The following is a 23,787-nucleotide window of genomic DNA, read 5'->3' on the forward strand; positions in this document are numbered from 1 at the left end:
GCGGCCGGACGCCTATCTTAGTGCGGCTGATACACTGTAACACGGATCGAGTTCAATCGGCCCGTGCCGAGCGGTGATCGCGGGCACCGAAACCGGGGAGGTCGGGATGCGCGGTCACGCGCAGCGGGAACACGGCGAGGGCGACCGCCACGGGCACGCGCATGACCATCACGGTCATGACGGGGCCGGCTGCGGCGGGGCGCACGGCGAGGCCGGCGACGTGGTCGAGCGGGCGGAGCGCCTGTGCCAGGCCCGCGGCCTGCAGTTCACGCGGCTGCGGCGGGACGTGCTCGCGGCGGTGGCGTCGGAGCACCGGCCCCTCGGCGCCTACGACATCGCCGAGCGGATGAGCGCCCCCGGGCGCCGGGTCGCGGCGGTGTCGGTCTACCGGGCGCTCGACTTCCTCACCGAGCAGGGCTTCGTCCACCGCATCTCCAGCCGCAACGCCTTCGTCTCCTGCGGGCACGAGCACGGCGCGGGGGCGGGCCTCGTCTTCCTGATCTGCCGCACCTGCGGCGGCATCGACGAGATGACCGCGCCGGCGGTCGAGAGCGCCCTCGACCAGACGCTGGCCGGGGCCGGCTTCACCCCGACGAGCCGGATCCTGGAGGTCGAGGGCGAGTGCGGCGCCTGCCGCGGACGCGGCGACGCGCCGGACGCGCCGGGTCGCGCGTAGCCCGTCAGAACGCGTTGCGGTAGGCCCGCGGCGAGGCGATCGTGCGGAAGAGGATCGTGATGTCGAGCCAGAGCGACCAGTTGTCGATGTAGTGCAGGTCGGCCTGGACGCGGGCTTCCATCGCCGCGTCGGTGAGGGTCTCGCCGCGGAAGCCGTTGACCTGCGCCCAGCCGGTGATGCCCGGCTTCACGTTGTGGCGGCGGGCGTAGAGGGCGATGCGCCGCTCGAAGCTGCGGTCGTGGGCCAGCGCGTGCGGGCGGGGGCCGACGAGGGACATGTCGCCCCGGATCACGTTGAGGAGCTGGGGCAGCTCGTCGAGATTGGTCCGGCGCAGAAGGGCGCCGATGCGGGTGATGCGGTCGTCGTCGCGGGAGGCCTGCCGGAAGGGCGCGTCAGGGGCGGCCTTCATGCTGCGGAACTTGAACACGCCGAAGGCTTCCTGGTTGAAGCCGTAGCGCCGCTGCCGGAAGAAGACCGGGCCGGGGCTGTCGAGCTTGATCAGCACGGCGAGGGCGACGAACAGGGGGGCGAGCAGCACGAGCCCGAGCCCCGCGAGGGTTACGTCGAAGGCGCGCTTGAGCAGGATCTCGCCCACCGAGAGCGGGCGGCGGCCGATATTGATGCCCGACAGCCGGCCAACCCGGGCGACCTGCAGGTCGGGGAAGCGGTCCATCATCGTGCCGGGGCGCAGATGGAGGGCGGCCGGCACCCGCAGGAAGGCGTCGATGCAGCGCTCGATATCGGCGGGCTCCGACCAGGGCACCAGCACGAAGACGTCGTCCGGCCGCAGGAAGCGCACCACCGAGACCGCGAGGTCGAGATCCTCGGCGAGCAGGGTCTCCGCGCTTCCGGGGCCGGATGCGGGATCGAAACGGCGCAGGTAGCTCGTGCCGACGACGCGAAGCCCCAGCGCCTCGACGTCGTTGTTGGCGTAGAAATTCGTCACGTCCTCCTCGTAGCCGACGAGGTGGACGCGGCTGACGGACGGCGAGGTCGAGGTGCTGCAGCGGCGCACCAGCGCCACCGCCGCCGCCCGGACGAGGACCGTGACCGGCAGTCCGGTGAGGAAGAAGGCGACCGTGGCGACGCGGGAGAAATCCTGCGTCGTCTTCGTCGCGAAGCCGGCTAGGAGGGCGACGGCCCAGGCCATCAGCCACAGCGTCGCCCGGCGCTGCAGGTGCGGCGTCTGCGACAGGCAGCGCTCGATGCCGTACTCGCCGCGGGCGAGGTTGGTCGGCACCACGATCAGGGACAGGAACCCGGCCGTCTGCAGGTTCATGCTGCGGGTCAGCGGGATCAGCCCCCCGTCGCCGATATAGGCGTGGTAGGCCGCGTCCACCGCGAAGCCGGCCGCGAAGATCGCCACGAGATCGGCCGCGAGCAGCGCGGCCGAGATGCCGACGCGCAGGGCCGTGCGCCGCCGCTGCGGCAGAAGCGAGGTCCAGACGGACCGGCGCGTCCGGTCTTCGGGCAGGCGCTGGTATTGCTGGGGTGGGCGCTCGTGAAACATGTGTCCCGCGTTGTGCTGCCCTGAAGGCGGTGATCTGTCCCGAAGCGGGACGTTTTCGGTCGCCGCCCCCGGTTCCGCGTCGTCCCGCGCAAGCCGCGCACCGGATGCGCCCGGAGACCGGTGCCGCGGCGGCCGACATGCGACCGGCGAACGAAAGCGCGGCCGTCCCTCCGGAGGGCCTTCGTCCGTCACCGCCGCGCGGGCCGAACGCGGATCCGGCCCCGATCGATCCAGCCGGCGCCGGTGCGACGCCGAGGTGAGACGAAAATCGCGGATTTTGAGAGGGAATCAGTAATCGAGCGGCGCGGGGCCGTGCGAAACCAGCGCCCGGCATTGGAAGAAATCAAGACCGGATCGCTGTCCGCCCTCGCTTCGCGCCCGACGCGCGACCCGGACATTTGATTTCGGGCGCGCCGCCCTTCGCGCGCGCTCCGTTTCCGGCCTCCACCGTGCCGGTAGCCCCGGTCTATGCACAGGAATTATTGCCCGGACCGATCGGGCTCGGCGGCGGCCCGTTCTTCGGCTTCGCCGCCGGCGCGGGCGGCCTCGGCGCCGCCCCGCTCGCAGAATGGGCCGACCCTGTCGGCCTCGAGCGGGCCGACGACCTCCGCGCCGTCCCGCCCTCGGGATGGCGAGGGTGTTCCCGCCGCGGCCGCTGCGGCGCCGCGGGCGGCCGATCTTCCTTAATCGTTATGGATAACAAGACGTTACGGCCTCGTCCCGGATCCGCTGTCCGGGACGAGGCGTGGCGGAGGCGTCTCAGGCCGCCTCCTCGCTTTCGGGCCGGGCGACGGTCTGGATCGACTCGAACCCTTCGAATTGCGGGTGGCCGAGATAGAGCGGCTTGGTGCCCGGCACGCGGCCATGCGCCTTGCGGAACTGTTCCGAGCGGGTCCAGGCCTCGAAATCGGCCCGCGAGCGCCAGATCGTGTGCGAGGCGTAGAGGATGTGATCCTCGGCCTCCGGCCCCTTCAGGAGGTGGAACTCCACGAACCCTTCCATCTCGCCGAGATGACTGTCGCGTCCGAGCCAGACCTGCTCGAAGTCCTGCGCCGAATCCTTCACGACCTTGAACCGGTTCATCGCGATGAACATGCCCGAATGCTCCTGATCTGATCGAGCCCGCCGCCGCGCGACTGCTCGAAATTGATGACTCTACGTAGTCTCGCTCGTAAGCTGAAGCCGGACCGGCTTCACCGCCTCTAGTGTGAGAGCTCTCTTGTCAGCGAATTCGTGAGAAATCCCGCGAAACTCAAGCGAGGGTTGCCGATTTTTCAGCAGGAACGTTTCGAGAACAGAAACACGGTAGCAAACTGAAAACTCCCGTCCGGCAACAGGTAGGCTCTTGCATTGTGTATGCACTTCATGGTGATGCTGCAGCTAGGCTAAACCACAGCGATACGGTAGCCTCGCAGCGCATCTGCCCAACCCGCTTGGGTAGTAGAAGCGTTTCGAGGTGCCCGAAGACGCTGGCAAATGCTCAAGCGCTGCCGACCTAAGGTCCTTGGGTTGGTCCGCGACATCGAACAGGGACCGTGCCGTAAGATGATGCCGAAACAGACAACCGATGTCGACCGCCTCGTCGGGCTCCGGATCACCGCGCTGCGCAAGGCACGCGGCTTGAGTCAGACCGCGCTCGGGACCGCTGTGGGTGTGACCTTCCAGCAGGTCCAGAAATACGAGAAGGGCCAGAACCGCGTCGGCGCCGGCCGCCTGCGCGAGATCGCCCGCTTGCTCGAAGTCCCGGTCTCCGCCTTCTTCGAGGAAGGTGACGGCGCCGCCGCCCAGGAGCAGACGGAAGTGTTCGGCTTCCTGCGCGCCCACGGAGCGGTCGATCTGCTGCGCGCCTTCGCCACGATCGAGGACGACCAGTTGCGCCGCGAGGTTCTGGCGATCGTGCGCAGCGCCGCCCGCCTCGGCCGCAAGAAGGAAGCGGAAGTCGTCGAAGCCTGAGCAACGCGCCGCCGAGCGGATGCCGGTCCGGCGTCCGACGGCGGGTCGGACCGAGCATCGAGAGCCGCGACCACCAACGTGACCGGTTGCGGCTCCCGATCATCATATCGGACGGCGGCTGCCGGCTGTCGCACGCGGCGCCGTTCCCTCCGATCCTATCGCGGCGCGGCCGCGGCTTCCCGTTCGCGGCCTTCGCGGACGTGCCTCATGCGCCGGTCGTCTCCGCGATCAGGTGGAAGAAGCTGCCCGTGACGTAGCCCCGGCGATGTCCGGCGAGGCCGAGCGGCACCCCTTCCGCATCCGTCACCCGCGCGAGCGCGAGGTCGTCCCCGGGGGCCGGCGTGAGCTCGCTCGCGTAGTGGAACTCGTGGCCGACGAGGCGCGTGCCGGTGGGGCCGAGTAGCCCGTCGGCAAGGAGATGCGCGACCCGGTAGCCGAGATGGAGCTTGCGCCGCCGGTACGAGGTCGCGACCGGTAGCAGGCCCGCCATCGGATGGGTGATCCCGTCCGCATCCTCCAGGCTCTCGCCCAGAACCATGTAGCCGCCGCACTCGCCGTGGACCGGCCGCGTCCGCGCGAAGGTCCGCAGGCCGTCGCGGAAGCGGTCTGCCGCGGCGAGCCGGCCCGCATGCAGTTCGGGATAGCCGCCGGGCAGCCAGCAGGCGTCGCAATCAACGCCCGGCGGTTCGTCGGCGAGCGGCGAGAACGGCACGATCTCGGCGCCGGCCGCGCGCCAGCCCGCCAGCATGTGCGGGTAGAGGAAGGAGAAGGCCGCGTCCCGCGCCACCGCGATCCGCTGCGCCGGCGGCCTCGGCAGGCCCCCGGTCGCGGCGGGTGCGTGCCCGCCGGCGACGGAGAGGATCGCGTCGAGGTCGAGGGAGGCTTCCGCGAGGTCGGCGAGGCGGTCGAGACGGGCGTGGAGGTCGGCGGTCTCGCCGGCCTGTACCAGGCCGAGATGGCGCTCGGGCAGAACGAGGTTCGCCTCCCGCGGGAAGGCGCCGAGCACCGGGAGCCCGACCCGCGACAAGCCCGCCTCGACGAGGCGGCGGTGGCGCGGGCTCGCGACCTTGTTGAGGATCACGCCGGCGATCCGGATCCGCGAATCGTAGGCCGCGCATCCGAGCGCCACGGCCGCCGCCGATTGCGCGGCGCCCGACACGTCGAGAACGAGGAGCACGGGCCAGCCGTAGCGCGCGGCGATGTCGGCATTTGCGCCCGTGCGGCCCTCGCCCGCGACGATGCCGTCGTGCAGCCCCATCGAGCCCTCGGCCACGACGAGGTCGGCCTCGTGCGCGCTCAGGCCGGCGCAGGCGTCGAGCAGCGCGTCGGGCATGGCGAAGCTGTCGAGGTTGAGGCTCGGAGCACCCGTCGCCGCCTCGTGGAAGGCAGGATCGATGTAGTCCGGCCCGCATTTGGCGCCCCGCAGCGCCACGCCCCGGCGGCGCAAAGCCCGCATCAGCGCGAGCGTCACCGTGGTCTTGCCGGAGCCGGAGCGCGGCGCCGCGACGAGGAGGCCGGGGGCGGGGCTCACGAGGCGGCCTCGCCCGACGTGTCGCCGCACGCCCCGACCGCGCCGCGGGGGCGGAAGCGGCGGTCGTAATCGGGAGCGTAGAGGGCGCTCTCGCGGAAATCGGCCGGGTCGAGGGCCGGTCCGACCAGGATCAGGGCGGTGCGCTCGATCTTCTCCGCCCGGACGCGCTCGGGAAGGGTGGCGAGCGTCCCGGTCAGCACCCGCTCGTCCGGCCAAGTCGCGCGGAACACCACCGCGGCCGGGCCGTCCGCCCCGTAGAACGGGACGAGATCGGCGCAGGCCTGCTCGATCACGTGGATCGAGAGGTGGAGCGCCAGCGTCGCGCCGGTGGCGGCGAAGGCGGAGAGTGTTTCGCGCTCCGGCATCGGGCTCGCCCGGCCCGAGGTGCGGGTGAGAACCACCGATTGGGTGAGGCCCGGCACGGTCAGCTCGCGCCGCAGCAGGGCGGCGGCGGCGGCAAACGAGGGGACGCCCGGCGTGACGGTGTAGGGGATGCCCAGCGCGTCGAGCCGGCGGGTCTGCTCGGCGAGCGCGCTCCAGACCGAGAGGTCGCCCGAATGCAGCCGCGCCACGTCCCGGCCGGCCGCGTGCGCGGCGCGGATCTCGTCCATGATCGCGTCGAGGTCGAGGGGCGCGGTGTCGACGATGCGCGCGCCGGGAGGGCACCACGACAAAATCTCGGGCGCCACCAGCGAGCCGGCGTAGAGGCAGACCGGGCAGGCGGCGATCCGGTCGCGGCCGCGCAGGGTGATGAGGTCGGCGGCGCCCGGCCCGGCGCCGATGAAGTGGACGGTCATGAGCGTCCGCTTACAGCATCGGGCCGGCCGTTGGGGAGAGACGATGATCGAGGGCCGCGCCGGGTTCAGCGGCAAGGCGCCGCCGCGGCCTCGCCCCAGCCCGGCAGGGGGAAGGCCCGGTCGTAGGCCAGGTTGAAGGCGAAGGCGTAGGCCACATAGAAGGCCGCGATCGCGAGATCCATGACGAGGGCCTGGGCGAGGCCGATGCCGAGATACCAGGCGATCGGCGGCAGCAGGATCACGAGCAGCCCCGCCTCGAACAGCACGGCGTGCCCCACCCGAAGGCCGAGGCTCTTCCGGGTGTGCCCGGCCAGGCGCTGCATCGTTCGGTCGAAGCCGAGATTGTAGACGTAGTTCCACGCCGTGGCGGCGAGCGCGCTGCCGACGCCGATCACCCCCATGTCGGAGGCGTGCAGCCCGAACAGCACGGTCCCGAACGGGACGACGAGCGCGAGGCTGATCAGCTCGAACAGGATCGCGTGGCGGATACGGTCGCGTGTGGTGCGCATGGACTTGTCTCGGGAAGACTGGGTTGGTGCGCCGCCTTCTATCTGTGATACCCGGTGAGCCAAGTTAGGACGTATCTGGAAATCGGATAGATGGCCGTCTCGCTCGATCAGCTTCAGGCCTTCGTGGCGGCGGCCGAGGCCGGTTCCTTCTCGGGGGCGGCCCGCGCGCTGCGGAAGGCACAATCGGCCGTCAGCACCCATGTGGCGAATCTCGAGACCGATCTCGGGCTGGCGCTGTTCAGCCGGACGGGCCGGAACCCGGTGCTCACCCCGGCCGGGGAGCGGCTTCTGTCGGAGGCGCGCGTCGTGCTGGACCGACGCGAGCACCTGATCGGCGTGGCGAGCAGCCTGGAGCAGCGGGTGGAGAACCGGCTGGTCGTCGCCATCGACGAGCTTTATCCCGAGCACGCGCTGGGCGCCCTCTTCGCCGAGTTCGCTCAGGCCTTCCCCTTCGTGGAGCTGGAACTGCTGTTCCCGCTGATGGAGGATGTCAGCCGGATGGTGCAGTCGGGCGCCGCCGACCTCGGCGTGATGTGGCGCCAGGAGATCCTGCCCACGGAACTCGGCTTCCAGACCATCGGCTGGGTGCCGCTCAAGCTCGTCTGCGGGCGCGACCACCCCCTCGCGAAGGCGCGGGTGGAGTGGGAGGAGTTGAAGCGCCACCGCCAGATCCTGGTGGCCGCGCGCAGCGACGGGCCGGAGAAGCGCCGCCTGCGGGTCGCCGCCGAGGTGTGGTGGGTCGAGAGCTACTGGGTCATCCTGGAGATGGTGAAGCACGGGATCGGCTGGGCCTTCGTGACCGATCACGTCATCGCCGCCTCCCAGACCGCGCCGGACCTCGTCACGCCGGACCTGCAGTTCGACGAGGGCGACTGGCCCATCGCCCTGGAACTGGTCTGGCACAAGCAGCGGCCCTGCGGCCCCGCCGCGTCGTGGCTCCGCGCGCGCTTCGCGGCGGAGAGGATCGGCAGCCTGTCGGGGGGCCGGGCCGGTTGAGGGGCGGGCCCCGAACGCGGGCCTACGCGACCCGAACGCGGTTCCGGCCCGCCGACTTGGCGTCGTAGAGCGCCTTGTCGGCGCGCTCCAGGCTCTCGGTCAGGTCCTCCCCGGCCTTGAGCATCGCGACGCCGATGCTCACCGTGATCGGAATGGACAATGCCTTCCAGGGGACGGGGAGGCTGCCGACTGCGCGGCGCAGGCGCTCGGCGAGATAGGTCGTCGCGTGGTGGTCGCGTCCGGGCAGCACGATCCCGAACTCCTCGCCGCCCAGACGCGCGAGGTGTCCGCCCTCGGGCAGGAGCGCGGACGCCCGCGCGGCGAAGTCGCGCAAGACCGCGTCGCCCGCCGCATGCCCGAACCGGTCGTTGATCGTTTTGAAGTGGTCGAGGTCGGCGATGATGATGCCGGCCTCGGTCAGGCCGCCGGCCTCGGCCGCGAGGCCCTGCCGGTTCAGCGCCCCGGTCAACGCGTCCGTCCGCGCCATCCGCTCCACGGCGGCGTGGGCCCGCTCCGCTTCCAGGGCGAGGATCGCGGTGGTCAGGAGGATCGAGGTGATGTGATCGACGATGAAGATGGCGATGACCGACAGGCGGATCGAGGGCTCGGGGAGCGGCAGCAGGGGCAGGCAGATCACCAGCGCGATCGCGAGGAGGGCCCAGGCGACCAACTGGCGGAGCGGGGATCGCGCCGGCGAGTTGCGGAAGACGTAAGCCGCCGCCGCGGCCTCGTGGATCGCGTAGGCGATCGTGCTGCCGGCATTGACCGCGGCGGGGCTGCCGCCCGCCAGCGTCAGCAGGAGGTGCGTGGCAGTGGGCAGCAGGAACAAGCCGAGCATCGGCGCCGTGACCGCCGGGCGCCCGTCGAAGAGCCGCAGCCCGATCCAGAAGGTCGCTCCGGCGAGCGACCATCCGAACGGCGACCAGATGCTGCCGTAATAACCGAAATCGACGAACCACACGGCCATGGCCGCGCAGACGGCGTAGCTCGCTCCGAAGCAGAGGAAGTAGGTCTTTTGTCGGCGCAGCAGCCAATTGCAGAGGAAGATCGCGGCGCAGGCGCCGAATACCAGGAAATCGGTGAACTGCAGGGTCGGAACCGACAACTCCGTCACCGCGAACGCCTCCCTGCCGCACGGGGCGGTGTTGGCCCAGATCGCGTGAAAGGTTCCCTTCGTCGGGGGGCGCGACGCGACTTCTTGGTTAAGGAAGTCTGTCGGCCGGTGCCGCGAGGGCGCAGGTCGCGCCCGCGCTGGCAATGCGGGGCAGGAGGAGGCGCGCCTCCGGGCCGGCGCAGGCGAGGGCCGCCGCCTCCGCCACCGAGCCGACGCCGCGGCTCGCCTCGATCCGGCTCGAGCGGGTCACGACCCGCGCGTCGGCCGCCGTCAGGGCCGCCGCGTCGACGCCCGCCGGCACGAGGCCGAAGGCGGCGGCGGCCTCGTGGATCGCCGGTTCGCCGGCCCGGTCCGCGGCGGTGGCGAGGGCGGAGAGCCGTTCCGGCGCGAGCCCGGCCTCGCTGAGGGCGCGGCGCAGGAGCGCGACGATCTCCGCACCCGTCGTCGCCCGGCGGAAGCCGATGCCGGCGACGATGCCGGGCGGGCTCACGGCTTGGTCCAGACCCATTGCGTGATCGGCATGGCCGGGCGCCAGCCGGTGAGGCCGCCGACCGGTACGGCCTGGGCGACCGAGAGCCGGCGCAGGGCGCCGCCCGCCTCCGCGAAGGCGGCGAGCAGGGCGGCCTCGCCCTCCAGGGTGACGGCGTTGGCGACGCAGCGCCCGTCGGCGGGCAGCGCGTCCCGGCAGGCGGCGAGCAGGCCCGGCTCGGCGACGCCGCCCCCGACGAAGACCGCCCGCGGGCCGGCGAGACACTGTGGGATCTCGGCGCCGGCCCGCGGGCGCAGGGCGGCGAGCGTCACCGCGCGGATCTCCGCCTTGGTGAGCTGGCCGTCATTCTCGAACCACCCGTCGTCGAGGCCGGGGCTCAGGGGGACGATCCGGGCGCCGGGTGCGTCCTCGATCTCCACCGCGACGGTGTTGAGGGCGGCGATCTCCGTCAGGTCGAAGTCGTCGGCCCGCGCCGCGCGGACCCGCTCGTCCGGGCCGCCCATCGCTTCGAGGACGGTGAGCTGGGCGGTGCCGAGCCCGCGCCCGGCGAGCAGAGCGGCGAGGGCCGCGGGCGTCGCGCCGTCCCAGGACAGGGCGAGGAGGCGCGCGCCGGGCTGGAGATGGGGCACGATCCCGAAGAGGTCGCGCCCGTGCAGCGTCAGGCAGGCGGTCTCGGGCAGCGACCAGCCGAGCCGGGCGGCGGCGAGGCTGAAGGCGGAGGGCTGCGGGAAGGCGCGGATCTCGGCGGCCGGCACCAGCCGGGCGATCTCGGCGCCGATGCCGTAGTGGAACGGGTCGCCGGTGGCGAGGAGGCAGGTCGGCCGGCCGCGCCGCGCCAGGATGCCGGGATAGGCGTCCCCGATCGGGCTCGGCCAGGCGCGGGTCTCGGCGGCAAGGGGGGCGGCGAGGGCGAGGTGGCGGCGCCCGCCATAGACCACTTCCGCTCCGTCGAGGGCGGCGGCGGCGGCGGGCGAGAGTCCGGCCCGCCCGTCCTCGCCGATGCCGACGATGGCGAGCCAGGGCGCGCGGCCCGGCTCCGGAGGCAGCGGCGCCGTCACGGCAGGGGACACCGAACGGGCGGCCACGGGGTCGTGTGCATGAAAAGAGTCCGCGATGACGAAAGAGCCGTCCCGCGGACTTCGTTACGCGCCCCCGGCCTGGACGGCCAGGGGCGGATCGGTGCGGTTCGGCCTCAGATCGCCGGCCGGACGGCGAGGGGAGCGGCCGTCTCCGGCCCGGCCGCGGCGGACACGCCGAGATAGGCACGGCGGGCGGGCTTGAGCGCGAACCACGCCATCGCGGCGACGATGAGGTCGAGGACGATGGCGATGCCGAAGACCGGCACCCAGCTTCCGACCGCGTCGTGGATCAGCGCGGCGACGGGACCGCCGAGCAGCGAGCCGACGCCCTGGGCCATGTAGAGGAAGCCGTAATTGGTGGTGGCGTGCTTGGTGCCGAAGGTGTCGGTCAGGGTCGAGGGGAACAGCGAGAAGATCTCGCCCCAGGCGAAGAACACGACGCCCGAGAGCAGGGCGAAGGCGTAGGCGTTCTCGCGGAACATCAGCAGCAGGCCGATGGCCACCGCTTCGAGGGCGAAGGCGACCGCCATGGTGTTCTCGCGGCCGACATGGTCCGAGACCCAGCCGAAGAAGGGCCGCGTCAGGCCGTTGGTGATGCGGTCGAAGGTGAGCGCGAAAGGCAGCGCGGCGAAGCCGAACACCATCGCGTCGGCGACGCCGAATTCCTTGGCGAAGGCGGCGAACTGCGCGACCACCATCAGGCCGCCGGTCGACATCATCGCCATCATGGCGAACATCAGCCAGAACAGCGGGGTCCTCAGCATCTGCGCCGGGGCGACGTCGCGGGCGGCACTCGCCACCTTGTCGGCGGGGATGGCGGGGGTCTCGCCGGCCTTCGGCGTGCGCAGGCCCAGAGCCGCGACGAAGCCGACGACCGCCATGATCGCGCCGAACACCAGCAGGGTGTGGCGGTAGCCGGAGGCCGCGATCATGTCGGTGATGGGGAAGGTGGTGGCGATGGCGCCCATGCCGTAGCCCGCCGCCACGACGCCGGCGGCGAAGCCGCGCCGCTCGGGGAACCAGCGCACCATCAGGCCGACCACGCCGACATAGACGATGCCGGTGCCGAGGCCGCAGAGCAGGCCGTAGGTCGCGTAGAGCCCCCACAGCGTGTCGGTGTAGGAGGCGGCGACCCAGCCCAGCCCCGAGAGGGCGGCGCCCAGCGCGATCATGGCCTTGGCGCTGAAACGCTCGATCAGCCAGCCCTGCACCGGCGAGAAGAAGGTCTGGAGCACGATCAGCATCGTGAAGGCGACCTGCACGGCGGCGAGGCTCGCGCCGGTGGTCGCCTGGAACGGCTTCACGAACAGCGTCCAGACATATTGCGGGCTGGAGATCGTCATCATGACGAGGAGACCCAGGCCGAGCTGGATCCACCGCGTCCGATCGGAAACTGTATGCATCATTCACTCCCTTACGGCGCCGTGGCGCCGCAAAGGGCATGCCAGAGGCGAACGTCAGGCTCGCGCGCTGACGAGCCAGCAGGCGGCGCCGAGATCGACCGGACCGGCCCCGAAGCGCTCGGCGAAGAGCTGCCTGATGATTTTTAAGGCAGCCTCCTGCAGCGCCGGCTCGCGCTCGCGCAGCAGGCGGGCGACGGGACCGCGGGTCGCCACGAAGTCGGCCGCCGCCTCGATGGTCTCGCCCACCCGCATCACCCGATCGACCGGCTCGCACTCGATGCCGCGAAAACCGGCTGCCTCAAGAATAGGCAAAAGCGCGTCCGGTGCGGCGAAGCGGAACGGGCCTGGGGCGCACGGCTGCGGCGGCTCGACCTCCGGCAGGAGCGGCAGCACCGCGTCGCGCGGGACCGTGACCCAGGCGTTCTCCGCCATGCTCCGCCAGCAGAGAAAGCTCAGCCGTCCGCTCGCGGCGAGGGAGCGGCGGATATTGGCGAAGGCGGCGGTGGAATCCTCGAAGAACATCACGCCGAAGCGGGAGAGGGCGTGGTCGAAGCCCGAGCCGAAGGCATGATCCTGGGCGTCGGCGCGAAGCCACGCGATCGGGGCGGTCCCCGGCGCTTCCCGCGCCGCCCGCTCGCGACCGACCGCCAGCAGCGGCTCCGACAGGTCGGCGGCGGTGACGTGCCCGCCGCTCCCGACCTGCCGAGCGGCAATGAGCGCGGTCTCGCCGGCGCCGCAGCCGATATCGAGCACGCGGGCACCGGCGCCGAGCGCGGCGCGGGCGAACAAGGCCTCGGTGAAGGGCGCGAAGGCGGTGTCGAGCGCCTCGTGATAGACGGCCCAGCGCTGGCCGACCTCGCCGTTCCAGTAGTCGCTCTGATCCTTGTTCAGGATGCTCATCGTCGCTCGTCTCGCTCTGTTTCCAGTCGATCGCTGCGGGTTCTGCCAGACGCCGTCATCGCGAGGCGAAGCCGAAGCGATCCAGGGCGCGCCCTTTTCGGAGATGTCGCGCCCTGGATTGCCACGGCTTCGCCTCGCAATGACGGAAGGAGAGGCGGAAGCGATCCGAACGGATGACGTCTCACTTCGAATCCGCGGCCAATGCCTCGAAGGCGGTCGCCACCGCAACCGCTCCGGGGTCGGGATGGCCCTTCAAGTCGCTGACGGCGAGGTAGCTGGAGCGGCCGGTGCCGGCCCGCTCCATCGCGGCGGTCGCCTCGGCCCCCGCGCGGGCGGCCCGCGCCGCCGCGGCGAGACCGGAGGCCGACAGCGCCTCGATCGCCGGAATCGCCGCGTCGAGCATGGTGCGGTCGCCGGGGCCAGCGCCGCCGACCTCGCGCACCCGCTCCACGCCCGCGGCGCAGGCTTTCGCCCAGTCCGCCCCCTCGGCGAGCGCCGAGCCGGCGGCGGCGAAGAAGATCGAGAGCAGCACGCCGCTCGATCCCCCGGTGGCGCGGCCGAGGCGGTCGCCCAAGGCCCGGCACAGGGCGGCGGGCTCGGCCTGGGGCAGCCGGTCGAGATCGGCCAGCACGGCGCGGGCGCCCTCGGCGAAGGTCGAGCCGGTGTCGCCGTCGCCGACCCGCGCGTCGAGGGCGTTGAGCGAGTCCTCCGCCGCGATCAGCGCCCGGGCCACCGCCTCGATCCGCGCGGCGACGACCGGATCCCGCGCCGGGGCCGGCGCCGGCCCGCCGGACAGCCCCTCCGGCAGGGGCCGGACGACCGGTTCGCGCAAAGTCCGCGCCCGCGGCCAGGCGGCGACCGGCGTCTCGGAGATCAGCGCCACCTCGATCGCGTCGTCCAGCACCAGGAAGGTGAGGGAGGCGCCGTGCATGTCGAGCGCGGTCATGACCGGGGCGGGGCCGAGCAGCAGCCGTACCCGGCGCCCGAGCTCGGTCGCGAGCACCGCCTTGGTCAGCACCTCCATCTCCAGGGCCGTGGTCGAGCCGAGATTGTTGACGAGGAGCGCGAGCCGTTCGGCCCCCGCGATGGGGGCGGGGAAGCGGGCGGTCATGCGCTCGGCGAGCGCGTCGGCGCGGGGCAGGTCGATGCGCTCGATGCCGGGCTCACCGTGGATGCCGAGACCGAGTTCCGCCTGGCCCTCCGACAGCCGCGGCTCCGGCTTCGAGCCGGGGATCGTCGCGGTGGAGACGGCGATGCCGAGGGTGCGCGCCGCGCCGGCCGTGCGCCGGGCCAGCGCCGCGACGTCTTCGAGCGAAGCGCCCGAGGCGGCGGCGTGGCCCGCGACCTTGTGGACGAGAAGCGTGCCGGCGAGCCCCCGCGGCCGGGCCGCGTCGGGCAGGGCGATGTCGTCGGCCACCAGCACGGTCTCGACCCGGCGTCCGAGCGCGCGGGCGCGCTCGGCGGCGAGGCCGAAATTCAGGCGGTCGCCGGCATAGTTCTTCACGACGAGGACGCAGCCGGCCTCGCCCGTCACCGCGAGGATGCCGGCGAGCACCGCATCGACGGAGGGCGAGGCGAACACGTCGCCGCACACCGCCGCCGCGAGGAGCCCCGGCCCGACGAAGCCGGCATGGGCCGGCTCGTGCCCCGAGCCGCCGCCGGAGACCACGGCGACCTTTCCGGGCTCCGGCTCGGCCCGCAGCACGACGCGGATCTCGGGGTAGCCGTCGAGCCGCGCCAGCGCCCCGCCGCTGCCCGCGACGAGCCCATCGATGGCGTCGGTGACGAGGCGGGCGCGGTCGTTGATGAAGTGGGCCAAGGATCGCTCCTGCCGTCGCGCCACGTCGAGCGTGGGCTTTGGCCGAAACGTACTGCGCACGGAGACGTGAGCAAGTCCGGCTGCGGCCGTCTCAGAGCCTGTTTGAGCGACCTGTTCCGGCACCCACGACGATCCTCATGCTGAGGTGCTGCGCCAGCAGCCTCGAAGCACGCTCCGACGCTTGCCCCGGCAGATCGATGCCATGGGGCCATCGCTATGGGCTTGACCGTCCGGGATCGGTCCTTCCGGCGTGCTTCGAGGCCGAGCTGTCGCTCGGCACCTCAGCATGAGGAGGGGGATGCTTGCCAAATCATCCCTGTCAAACAAGCCTTCAGAGCCCCGCTGCGCCGCCGTCGGAGCGCGGATCGTGGGTCGCCTCGATCCGTCCGTCCCTGGGGTGGCGGACCAGCATGCCGGCATGTCCCAGCGAGTCGATATAGGCGCCGCCCAGCTCCTCGATGTCGTGGCCCAGGCGCCGGAGCGCCGCGATGCAGCCCGGATCGAACCGGTCCTCGACCTTCACGCTGAGCGACTCGGCGCCCCAGGTGCGGCCGTAGAGCAGGCGCGGCGCGTCGACCGCGTCGGCCACCGACATCCCGTAATCGGCGTAGCGGGAAAAGATCTGCGCCTGGAATTGCGGCTGCCCGTCGCCGCCCATGGAGCCGTAGGACATCACCCGCCCGTCGTCGAAGGCGGCCAGCGCCGGGATCAGGGTGTGGAACGGCCGCCGGCCGGGCTCCAGCGGGTTCACGGCGGAGGCATCGAGCGAGAACGACATGCCGCGGTTCTGCCAGCAGATGCCGGTGGCGGGCAGCACCGTGCCGGAGCCGTATTCCCAGTAGACCGACTGGATGAAGGAGACGGCCATGCCGTCGTTGTCGATCGCGCCCATCCAGACGGTGTCGCCCTCGCCCGATCGCACCGGAATGCTGGCGGCGCGCCGCATGTCGATCAGCGCCGCCTCGCGGTCGAGGCGCTTCGGATCGAGGAAGGCGGCGGGATCGCCCGTCAGGCGGTCGAAATCGGTGACGAAGCGGTCGCGGATGGCGAAGGCGCGCTTCGTCGCCTCGATCAGCCCGTGATAGTGGGCGATGCTTTCCGGCTCGGCGATGTTCAGCCGGTCGAAGATCCCGAGGATGATCAGCGCGGCGAGGCCCTGGGTGGGTGGCGGGAAGTTGTAGAGCGTGGCGTCGCGCCGCCGCAGGGACAGGGGCGCGCGCTCCTTGGCCGAATAGGCGTCGAGGTCGGCGCGGGTCACCGGCGCGCCGAGGCGTTCCAGGTCGCCGGCGATCTCGCGGCCGATATCGCCGCGGTAGAAGTCGTCGAGCCCGGCATGGACGAGCTGGGCCAGGGTGTCGGCGAGCTTGGGCTGTGCCCGGAGGGCGCCCGCGGCGTAGGGCTTGCCGTCGTTCAGGTAGGTCGCAGCAAAGTTCGGCGCGTCGTGGAGCGTGTCGAGCTCCTTCGGCACGTAGCGCGCCTCCGAGGCCGAGACCGCGCAGCCCACGCGGGCGTGGCGGATCGCATCCGCGAGGATCGCGTCGAGGGGCAGCCGGCCGCCGAAGGCGCGGGCCATGTCGAGGGCGAGGCGCCAGCCGCCGACCGTGCCGGCGACCGTCACCGCCGCGTCGGGACCGCGGGAGGGAATGGCGTCGAAACCCTTCTCCCGGTAGCGGGCGCGGGTGGCCAGCCGGCCGGCCGGGCCGCAGGCCTCGATGCCGCGCACGCGGCCGTTCTTCTCGCGGATCAGCCAGAAGCCGTCGCCGCCGATGCCGTTCATGTGCGGGTAGACCACCGCGATCGTCGCGGCCATGGCGACCATCGCCTCGATGGCGTTGCCGCCCTGCGCCAGCACGCTCTGCCCGGCCGCGGCCGCGAGCGCGTGGGGGGCGGCGACGGCCGCGTGGGCGAAGACGGGGGTATCGGGCATGGACGGACTCTGACGAAACCGGAGATCGGGAAAGGTGGGGTCGAGGGCAAGATCAGGACCATGCGCCGGCGCGAAGGGCAACCGCCACGCTGCCCGGCCCGGTGCAGCCCCGATATTTGCCGGTCGCGCGACCGGCTTTCCCGGAAACGTTTCGGAGCCGCACGCGTCCCCGAATGCGCGTTCGAGGTTCGCGCGGGATGGCCGGGTTTCCGAAGCTTCAAAAAGGTTCCGCCGACGCCCCCGCCTTTTCGCAAATGTTGCAGAAAAGGAACTGCGCGGGGGGCGGGGCAGTGACATGATCGCCCTCGCGAATCGGCGGACATCTCAGCACATGAAGCAGAACGACCGGGCGATCCTTCAGGATCGCGTGAGAACACTTGTCTTGCGCCATGCCCTGGAAGCAACGCTTCAGCGGCTGGCCCATCTTTCCGGCGGAAATGCCGAGGAAGAACTGTTGAGGCTCGAACACGCCATCGTCTTCGCCGCGCGGCGCGCCGGCGAAGCTCCGGGCACGCTGCAGCTCGCCGCCCTGGTGGCCGTCGAAGATGCGGTGGCGGCCATCCGCGGCGCGTTCGACACCGCGCACCAGCGCATCGAGGGGGATCCGGCCGTGCGCCCCGCATCGCCGACGGCGCTCGCTGCCTGAGAGACGACATTTTCGTCGCCGGTCCACGCCCGCGGCGATTGAATTGCCGTCGCGCCATGGGCATATCGCCCCCGCTTTTTTCGAGTGTCCCGCGCGAAACCCCGGCCGCGCCGCCGGAGCCGTTCCGCGCGGCACTCCCAGTGCGGAGGCATGCTCTTGAGCGAGACGGTAGAGCGGCACGAATTCGGTGCCGAGGTCGGGCGCCTGTTGGATCTCGTCGTCCACGCGCTCTATTCCGACCGCGAGATCTTTTTGCGCGAACTGGTGGCCAATGCCGCCGACGCGACCGACCGGCGCCGCTTCGAGGCGCTGACCAACGAGGCCCTGGCGCTCCCCTCCGACGCCCGGGTGCTGATCGCCCCCGACAAGGCGGCGCGCACGCTCACGATCTCCGATTCCGGCATCGGCATGGGCAAGGAGGATCTGGCCCAGAATCTCGGCACCATCGCCCGCTCCGGCACCCGCGCCTTCTCGCAGGCGCTGGGCGAGGCCAAGGCGGGTGAGGGCGAGGATCTGCGCCCGAGCCTGATCGGCCAGTTCGGCGTCGGCTTCTACTCCGCCTTCATGGTGGCCGACCGCGTCACCGTCACCTCGCGCCGGGCCGGCTCGGACGAGGCCTGGACCTGGGCCTCCGACGGCAAGGGCAGCTACACCCTGGAGCCGGCCGCCCGCGAGCAGGCCGGCACCGACATCGTGCTGCACCTCAAGGAGGATGCCGACGAGTACCTGGAGAGCTACCGGCTCGATCACGTCGTGCGCAAATGGGCCGACAACATCGCCGTGCCGATCGCGATCCGCGACGCGGAGGGCAACGAGGAGGCGGCCAACCGCGGCACCGCCCTCTGGCGCAAGCCGAAATCCGAGATCACGGACGAGCAGTACAAGGAGTTCTACCGCACCGTCAGCCACGGCTTCGACGAGCCCTGGGCGACCCTGCACTGGCGGGCCGAGGGCGCGCTGGAATTCACCGGCCTCCTGTTCGTGCCGAGCATGAAGCCGTTCATGGCGGTGGAGGACGACCGCCGCTCCAAGGTGCGTCTGCACGTACGGCGCATGTTCATCACCGACGAGGCCGAGTTGCTGCCGAACTGGCTGCGCTTCGTCCACGGCGTGGTCGATACCGACGACCTGCCGCTCAACGTCTCCCGCGAGATGCTGCAATCGACGCCGACACTCCAAAAGATCCGCCGCGCCGTGACCACCCGCGTCATCAACGAGCTGTCGAGCCGCTCGAAGAACACGGAGAAGGCCGAGGAGTACCAGAAATTCTTCGAGAATTTCGGCTCGGTGCTGAAGGAGGGCATCTACGAGGATTTCGAGCGCCGCGCCGAGATCGCGCCGCTCCTGCGCTTCCGTTCCTCGACGCAGGACGGCTGGACCTCGCTGCCCGATTACGTGTCGCGGATGAAGCCCGAGCAGGAGGCGATCTACTACCTCGTCGCCGACGACGTGGAGGCGCTGAAGAACTCCGCCCAGCTCGAAGGTTTTCGCGCTCGCGGCGTGGAGGTTCTGCTGCTGTCCGACCACGTCGACGCGTTCTGGCCGGAGCAGTTGGGCAAGTTCGAGGACAAGCCGCTGCGCTCGGTCACGCAGGGCGCGGCCGACCTCTCGAAGTTCAAGCCGGAAGGTGAGCAGGCCGAGGCGCCGCCGGTCGACAAGCTGGTGGCCGCCCTCAAGCTCGCGCTGGAGCCGGACGTCTCCGACGTGCGGGTCACCGACCGCCTCGTCGACAGCGCCGTGGTGCTCGCCGCCTCCGGCATGGGGCCGGACCTCCAGATGCAGCGCCTGCTGCGCCGGGCCGGCCGCGGCTTCGGCGGGTCCGCGCCGATCCTCGAGATCAATCCGCGCCACGCCCTGATCCGGTCGCTCAACGACCGGGCCGAGGCCGGCGAGGATCTGAAGGGGGAGGCCGGCACGCTGCTCGATCTCGCCCGGGTTCAGGACGGCGACACGCCCCGCGATCCGGTGGCCTTCGCCCGCGCCGTCGCGGAAGCGCTCGCGCGCGGCGTGACGACGCCGGGGCATTAGCGGCGCGCGGACGGGGCGGGATGCGGAGGATCAGATCCGCGTCCCGTCATCGCGGGGCGGCGCGCCGCAGCGGAAGCGGGCGACCCGCCAGCGGTCGCCGTGCGCGTTCTGCCACGCCGCCATCTGCGGCTGGGCGACCGAGAGGCATTGCTGCGGGGTGACGATGTCCTCGTTGAAGCGATGGACCCGCATGACGCAATGAGTGGGGTTCGCAACCATGCAGGTCAGGAAGTAGAGGCCGTAGAGCATGCGCCGGGGCTCCGTGGTGGCGTGAGTCTCTCCTCCCGAGGTCGCTTCTTGATCGTCCGGTTTGCGTCATCGCAACGAGCGTGCCGGAAGTTCCCGCGACCCATGCACCGATGGCCCCTGGTGCGTGCGCGCAACGCCCGACACGATCGCGGGCGGCGGCCGGACCACGGTCCGGCCGGGCCCGGCGGCGTTGACAGCCCTCCGCGATCCGCGCGAACACGCAGCCATGCCCGCCGACCTCACGCCCGATCCGCACTCCGCCCGCCTCGACCGGCGGGTGACCTGGGGCGTGATCGCCCTCGTGGCCGCGACCGTCCTGATCGGCGCCCTGGCGCCGCGCAGCGCCCACCACGCCGCGCCGACGCCGGTTCCGGCCTCAGAGCCCGCGCAGGATCGGAGCTGCGCCGAGTGGGGCGACGGCTGCAAGGTCTGCCGCCGCGATGGGGAGGAGACCGCCTGCTCGCTGCCGGGCATCGCCTGCACCCCCGGCCCGATGACCTGCCTGCGCGGCACCGGAGAACCGTGAACCGGCCGACGCTCCGCTTCGCGCCGAGCCCGAACGGCCGGTTGCATCTCGGCCACGCCTATTCCGCCCTCTTGAACGCCCGCATCGCCCGGACCCTCGGCGGACGCCTGCTGCTGCGCATCGAGGACATCGATCTCGGCCGCGTCCGGCCCGAATTCGTGGCGGGCATCCTGGCCGACCTCGACTGGCTCGGCCTCCGCTTCCCGGAACCGATCCGCCGCCAATCCGAGCATTTCCCGGACTACGCCGCGGCGCGTGACCGGCTGGCGGCGCGGGATCTGATCTATCCCTGCTTCTGCTCGCGCGGGCAGATCGCCGCGGAGATTGCAACCCGCGAGGCCCGCGGCGCGCCGATCCCGCGCGATCCCGACGGCACGCCGCTCTATCCCGGCACCTGCCGCCTGCGATCCGCCGACGAGGCGAGGGCCCGCCGCGAGCGGGGCGAGCCGCATACGTGGCGCCTCGACATGCCGGCCGCGCTCCGGGCCCTCTCCGAACCTCCCACCATCCGCCGCTTCTCGCCCGATGACGGCGCGATGGAGACCGTCGCCGCCAATCCCGGCCGCTGGGGCGATGCGGTGATCGTGCGGCGCGACGTGCCGACGAGCTACCATCTCTCGGTGGTCTGCGACGACGCCGTGCAGGGGATCACCCACGTCGTGCGCGGGCAGGATCTGGAGGCGGCGACCGACCTGCACGCCCTGCTCCAGTGCCTCCTCGGCCTTCCCGCGCCGGCCTATCACCACCACGCCCTGATCCGGGCGGCGGACGGCGAGAAGCTCGCCAAGTCGAGGGGATCCGAGTCCCTCGCCGACCTGCGCGCCCGCGGCGTCACCGCCGAGGATGTGTGGGCCGGACTCGGCTTCGCAATTCTTCGTTGATCCAGCGTCTCAAGGGGCTTGTGCCTTGTCGGGCCTTCAGGAATCCGTGAAGAGCGGCGAGCGGCCGTGAGGGGGCCAGGCACGATGCGATCGCTTCGCGCGATCCTGACTTTGTCGGCCTGGGCGCTCGCCGCACCCGACTTCGGCCAGGAACCGGATCGTCCCGCCTCCGCCGCGAAGGATTTGGCGGTGATCGAGAACTGCCTCGCGGGCTGATGGAGAGCCGGGACCCGCTCAGGCAGCGGTAGGGACGGCGCCGCTCGGCCGCCTCACCGCATCGCGTCGCGCTGGGCCATCGCCGTCGCGGTCTTCGACTTCTGCATCGTCGTCTCGGTCTGGTCGCGCTGACGCTTGAACTCGGCGAGCAGGCGCCCGTCGAGCTCGCGCCCGCGCGGCACGCGGATCTTCATCGGATCGACGAAGTGGCCGTTGATGATCACCTCGTAGTGCAGGTGCGCGCCGGTGGAGAGGCCGGTCGAGCCGACATAGCCGATCACCTGCCCCTGCCGGACGCGGCTGCCGGCGCTGACCCCGCGGGCGAAGCGGGACATGTGGTTGTAGGTCGTGACGTAGCCGTTGATGTGCTGGATCTCGACCCGGCGGCCGTAGCCCGAATCCCATTCCGCCTTGATGACGGTGCCGTTGCCGGCGGCGACGATCGGCGTGCCGATCGGGTTCGCCCAATCGACGCCGGTATGCAGCTTGGCGTAGCCGAGGATCGGATGGCGCCGGTAGCCGAAGCCCGAGCGCATGATGCCGTCGGCGATGGGCTTGCGGATCAGGAACTTCTTGAGCGAGCGCCCCTGCTCGTCGAGATAGTCGATCGAGCCGTCGTCGGGGGACTGGAAGCGGTAGACCTTGCGCGACTCGCCCCCAAGATTGAGCGCGGCGTAGAGCAACTCCGGCCGCTCGGCGGCGGCGGGCCCGGCCTCCTCGTCGTAGGTGTAGAACAGGTCGATCCCGTCGCCGGACGAGATGCGGCGCTGAAAGTCGATGTCGTAGCTGAAGATCCGGATGATGTCCTCGATCGTCGAGCGCGGCACGTCGTGGCGCGCGCCGGTCTCGTAGAGGCTCTGGTAGAGCCGCGGACCGCTGCCCTCGTCCTCCTCCTCGTCGTCCGGCGCCTCGGCCTGGGCCTGTTCGCGGGTCCGTCCCCGCGACTCGTCTACGGGCGGGGCGACCGGCACGAAGGCCCCGTGGTCGTTGATCGCCGCGATCGCTTGGACGCCGCTCTCGCCGAACAGCACGACCCGGGTCACCTGCCGCCCGTCACCGGGCTTCGGACCGGGCGCGACCTGGACGCGGAACTGCTGCCCCTCCGACAGGGCCGCGACCTTGGCCCGGCCGCCGAGCGCCGTCACGATGCCGGCGATCGCCGCGTCCGACGCCTGCCCCGTCGCCTTGAGTGCGCCGTCGAGGGTCTCGCCGCGCTTGAGCGCGAGATCGCGCTCCTCGACGAGGGGCGCCTCGCCGGACCGCAGCTCCACCTTGGCGAGCTTCGTCACGTTCTCGGGGACGACGAGCACCTCGATCGACTTGAACGGGCTGGTGTCCTCGCCGAGCTTGCCCTTGGCGCTGCCCTCGCCGAACCCGGCGAAGGCCGAGCCCTGCTGCAGGGTGCGCGAGAGCAGGATCTGCGGCGCCAGCGGCAGGGCCGTCCGGCGCCCGGCCTCCGCCGCGAGGCGACGCTCCTCCTCGATCTGCGCGGTCACGTCCTCGTCCGAGAGCGCGGGCGCACCCGGATCGATGGCGGTCTCGGCGAGGTCGCGCTTGACCACCGTCACCTCGGCGCCCGGCGCGTCCGCCGCACCTGGATCGGGCGCGCGCTCCTGCGGCTCGTCGGAGACGAACTTCATCGGGTCGAAGCGCGGGATGTCGCTGGCGAACACCCCGGTCGACATCGACAGGTTGGACGAGATCCGGACGAAGGGCCGGACCTTGATGATCTCCCGGTCGCCGAGCCGCACCGTCACCGGCGTGCGAAAACTCTGCTTGGCCGAGGCGATCATCAGGTTGCGCACGAGCCGGTCGCCCTTCTGCGCGGAGGCGATGCCGGATTCCTCGACGGAGGGGAGCTGCGTCTGCGGACGCGGCCCGAGATTCGGCCGATCCGAGACGGCGGCGAGCGACCCCTCGCCCTGGAGCGAGACGTGGATCGCCGCACCCATCAGGAGCACGCCGGTGATGCCGGTGAGCGCGCTGGCGCAGAGCCAGCGCAGGTTGACGTCGCGGCGGTCGATCTGCCGGGCATCCGCGCCCAGAAGGTTGAGCGGCGGCTCGACGCCCCGCGGAAGCGTCGGCGGGCGCGGCTTCGCCGTCCCGGCCGTTCCCCCGATCTTCAGTCGCTCGCGCGTCACGGACTTCCTCTGCGTCGGCGCTTCGGACCGGATTTTGCCGCTTCCTCCTACCAGACTCGCGCGCCAGGGGCGACACGGGACTTCGAGGCACGACGCGGGGCCGACATCCCGGATGTCCGGGGCCAGCATGTCCAGATTGAGGCGATGCAGCGCTCATCGCCGAGACGCCCCGACGATGCTGTCGCAAGGCTGTGATGTCGACGTGCTCAATTGGGGAACTTTTTTCGATCCGGACGTTGACGCCGGAACGACGACCCCATAAATGCTGCCTCACCGACGGGGCGCCGCGGTCCACCACGTGGTGGAGCGGGGGTTTCGACGGTCTTCGGGATTGTCGGTGGAGCGGAGCTGATCCGGGTGACTGGATCGGGCGATCGCTGTCCTTCCGTTTCGAAG

General features: G+C 71.5%; 22 protein-coding genes. 8 read left to right on the forward strand and 14 right to left on the reverse strand.

Going from position 1 to position 23,787, the window contains the following annotated elements; translation table 11 throughout:
• The first annotated feature begins 106 nt into the window (after nt 1–106).
• On the forward strand, nt 107–676 hold the full coding sequence (locus ABS772_RS14845) for a Fur family transcriptional regulator (protein ID WP_350395606.1): 570 nt from the start codon (nt 107–109) through the stop codon (nt 674–676).
• A 4-nt stretch (nt 677–680) separates the two neighbouring features.
• On the opposite strand, the gene ABS772_RS14850 is transcribed toward ABS772_RS14845, so the two are convergent.
• Together ABS772_RS14850 and ABS772_RS14860 are read right to left on the reverse strand one after the other, a co-directional pair.
• The gene (locus ABS772_RS14850) at nt 681–2,186 is read right to left on the reverse strand and encodes a sugar transferase (RefSeq protein WP_350395607.1); all 1,506 of its coding nucleotides are present in this window, start codon (nt 2,184–2,186) and stop codon (nt 681–683) included.
• A gap of 759 nt (nt 2,187–2,945) precedes the next feature.
• Nucleotides 2,946–3,281, reverse strand: coding sequence for an antibiotic biosynthesis monooxygenase family protein (locus tag ABS772_RS14860; protein WP_350395609.1), 336 nt, complete (start codon nt 3,279–3,281; stop codon nt 2,946–2,948).
• Between the two features lie 450 nt (nt 3,282–3,731).
• Between ABS772_RS14860 and ABS772_RS14865 the strand changes: the two genes are divergently transcribed.
• Nucleotides 3,732–4,139: a helix-turn-helix domain-containing protein gene (locus ABS772_RS14865; protein WP_238255375.1), complete on the forward strand. Its 408-nt coding sequence runs from the start codon at nt 3,732–3,734 to the stop codon at nt 4,137–4,139.
• Between the two features lie 205 nt (nt 4,140–4,344).
• Here ABS772_RS14865 and ABS772_RS14870 read toward each other — a convergent pair whose 3' ends face one another.
• From ABS772_RS14870 to ABS772_RS14880, 3 genes are all read right to left on the reverse strand, one after another.
• Complete coding sequence (locus ABS772_RS14870) at nt 4,345–5,670, reverse strand: cobyrinate a,c-diamide synthase (RefSeq protein ID WP_350395611.1); 1,326 nt, start codon at nt 5,668–5,670, stop codon at nt 4,345–4,347.
• Nucleotides 5,667–6,467: a precorrin-4 C(11)-methyltransferase gene (cobM, locus tag ABS772_RS14875; protein WP_350395613.1), complete on the reverse strand. Its 801-nt coding sequence runs from the start codon at nt 6,465–6,467 to the stop codon at nt 5,667–5,669. The genes ABS772_RS14870 and cobM overlap by 4 nt, the downstream gene beginning before the upstream one ends.
• A gap of 65 nt (nt 6,468–6,532) precedes the next feature.
• A complete protein-coding gene (locus tag ABS772_RS14880) occupies nt 6,533–6,976 on the reverse strand; it encodes a PACE efflux transporter (RefSeq protein WP_350395614.1) in 444 nt (147 codons plus the stop codon).
• A 90-nt stretch (nt 6,977–7,066) separates the two neighbouring features.
• Here ABS772_RS14880 and ABS772_RS14885 point away from each other — a divergent pair, with 90 nt between their 5' ends.
• Nucleotides 7,067–7,972 (forward strand): LysR family transcriptional regulator, encoded by a 906-nt coding sequence (locus tag ABS772_RS14885; protein WP_350395616.1) that lies wholly within the window; start codon nt 7,067–7,069, stop codon nt 7,970–7,972.
• A 22-nt stretch (nt 7,973–7,994) separates the two neighbouring features.
• On the opposite strand, the gene ABS772_RS14890 is transcribed toward ABS772_RS14885, so the two are convergent.
• From ABS772_RS14890 to ABS772_RS14920, 7 genes are all read right to left on the reverse strand, one after another.
• Entirely contained in the window at nt 7,995–9,086 is a 1,092-nt protein-coding gene (locus ABS772_RS14890; RefSeq protein ID WP_350395618.1) for a GGDEF domain-containing protein, read from the reverse strand.
• 88 nt (nt 9,087–9,174) lie between these two features.
• Entirely contained in the window at nt 9,175–9,594 is a 420-nt protein-coding gene (locus tag ABS772_RS14895) for a cobalamin biosynthesis protein (RefSeq protein WP_350395619.1), read from the reverse strand.
• On the reverse strand, nt 9,573–10,634 hold the full coding sequence (gene cbiE / locus ABS772_RS14900; protein ID WP_350395621.1) for a precorrin-6y C5,15-methyltransferase (decarboxylating) subunit CbiE: 1,062 nt from the start codon (nt 10,632–10,634) through the stop codon (nt 9,573–9,575). Before cbiE ends, ABS772_RS14895 begins: the two co-directional genes overlap by 22 nt.
• A 134-nt stretch (nt 10,635–10,768) precedes the next feature.
• Nucleotides 10,769–12,058, reverse strand: a complete 1,290-nt coding sequence (oxlT, locus tag ABS772_RS14905) for an oxalate/formate MFS antiporter (RefSeq protein WP_350395622.1) — start codon at nt 12,056–12,058, stop codon at nt 10,769–10,771.
• A gap of 54 nt (nt 12,059–12,112) precedes the next feature.
• Nucleotides 12,113–12,958, reverse strand: coding sequence for a class I SAM-dependent methyltransferase (locus tag ABS772_RS14910; RefSeq protein WP_350395624.1), 846 nt, complete (start codon nt 12,956–12,958; stop codon nt 12,113–12,115).
• Nucleotides 12,959–13,139: 181 nt separating this feature from the next.
• Entirely contained in the window at nt 13,140–14,777 is a 1,638-nt protein-coding gene (locus ABS772_RS14915; RefSeq protein ID WP_350395625.1) for a dihydroxyacetone kinase subunit DhaK, read from the reverse strand.
• Nucleotides 14,778–15,108: 331 nt separating this feature from the next.
• The gene (locus ABS772_RS14920; RefSeq protein ID WP_350395626.1) at nt 15,109–16,704 is read right to left on the reverse strand and encodes a gamma-glutamyltransferase family protein; all 1,596 of its coding nucleotides are present in this window, start codon (nt 16,702–16,704) and stop codon (nt 15,109–15,111) included.
• Nucleotides 16,705–17,035: 331 nt separating this feature from the next.
• Here ABS772_RS14920 and ABS772_RS14925 point away from each other — a divergent pair, with 331 nt between their 5' ends.
• Both ABS772_RS14925 and htpG read left to right on the forward strand, forming a co-directional pair.
• The gene (locus ABS772_RS14925) at nt 17,036–17,350 is read left to right on the forward strand and encodes a hypothetical protein (protein WP_350395627.1); all 315 of its coding nucleotides are present in this window, start codon (nt 17,036–17,038) and stop codon (nt 17,348–17,350) included.
• A gap of 156 nt (nt 17,351–17,506) precedes the next feature.
• Nucleotides 17,507–19,378: a molecular chaperone HtpG gene (htpG, locus tag ABS772_RS14930; RefSeq protein WP_350395628.1), complete on the forward strand. Its 1,872-nt coding sequence runs from the start codon at nt 17,507–17,509 to the stop codon at nt 19,376–19,378.
• A 30-nt stretch (nt 19,379–19,408) separates the two neighbouring features.
• On the opposite strand, the gene ABS772_RS14935 is transcribed toward htpG, so the two are convergent.
• Nucleotides 19,409–19,627 carry a hypothetical protein gene (locus ABS772_RS14935; RefSeq protein WP_017486666.1) on the reverse strand — a complete coding sequence of 73 codons (219 nt, stop codon included), beginning with the start codon at nt 19,625–19,627 and terminating at the stop codon, nt 19,409–19,411.
• 226 nt (nt 19,628–19,853) lie between these two features.
• On the opposite strand from ABS772_RS14935, the gene ABS772_RS14940 reads away from it, so the two are divergent.
• The 3 genes from ABS772_RS14940 (at nt 19,854) to ABS772_RS14950 (ending at nt 21,250) form a co-directional block, all read left to right on the forward strand.
• Nucleotides 19,854–20,153: a hypothetical protein gene (locus tag ABS772_RS14940; RefSeq protein ID WP_350395629.1), complete on the forward strand. Its 300-nt coding sequence runs from the start codon at nt 19,854–19,856 to the stop codon at nt 20,151–20,153.
• Nucleotides 20,150–21,034, forward strand: a complete 885-nt coding sequence (gluQRS, locus tag ABS772_RS14945) for a tRNA glutamyl-Q(34) synthetase GluQRS (RefSeq protein WP_350395630.1) — start codon at nt 20,150–20,152, stop codon at nt 21,032–21,034. The genes ABS772_RS14940 and gluQRS overlap by 4 nt, the downstream gene beginning before the upstream one ends.
• Before the next feature lie 84 nt (nt 21,035–21,118).
• The gene (locus ABS772_RS14950) at nt 21,119–21,250 is read left to right on the forward strand and encodes a hypothetical protein (RefSeq protein ID WP_350395631.1); all 132 of its coding nucleotides are present in this window, start codon (nt 21,119–21,121) and stop codon (nt 21,248–21,250) included.
• A 53-nt stretch (nt 21,251–21,303) separates the two neighbouring features.
• Here the strand turns inward: ABS772_RS14950 and ABS772_RS14955 are convergent, their stop codons facing one another.
• Entirely contained in the window at nt 21,304–23,391 is a 2,088-nt protein-coding gene (locus tag ABS772_RS14955) for a M23 family metallopeptidase (RefSeq protein ID WP_350395632.1), read from the reverse strand.
• Between the last annotated feature and the right edge of the window lie 396 nt (nt 23,392–23,787).

This window comes from Methylorubrum podarium, assembly GCF_040270385.1.
GTDB lineage: Bacteria > Pseudomonadota > Alphaproteobacteria > Rhizobiales > Beijerinckiaceae > Methylobacterium > Methylobacterium podarium.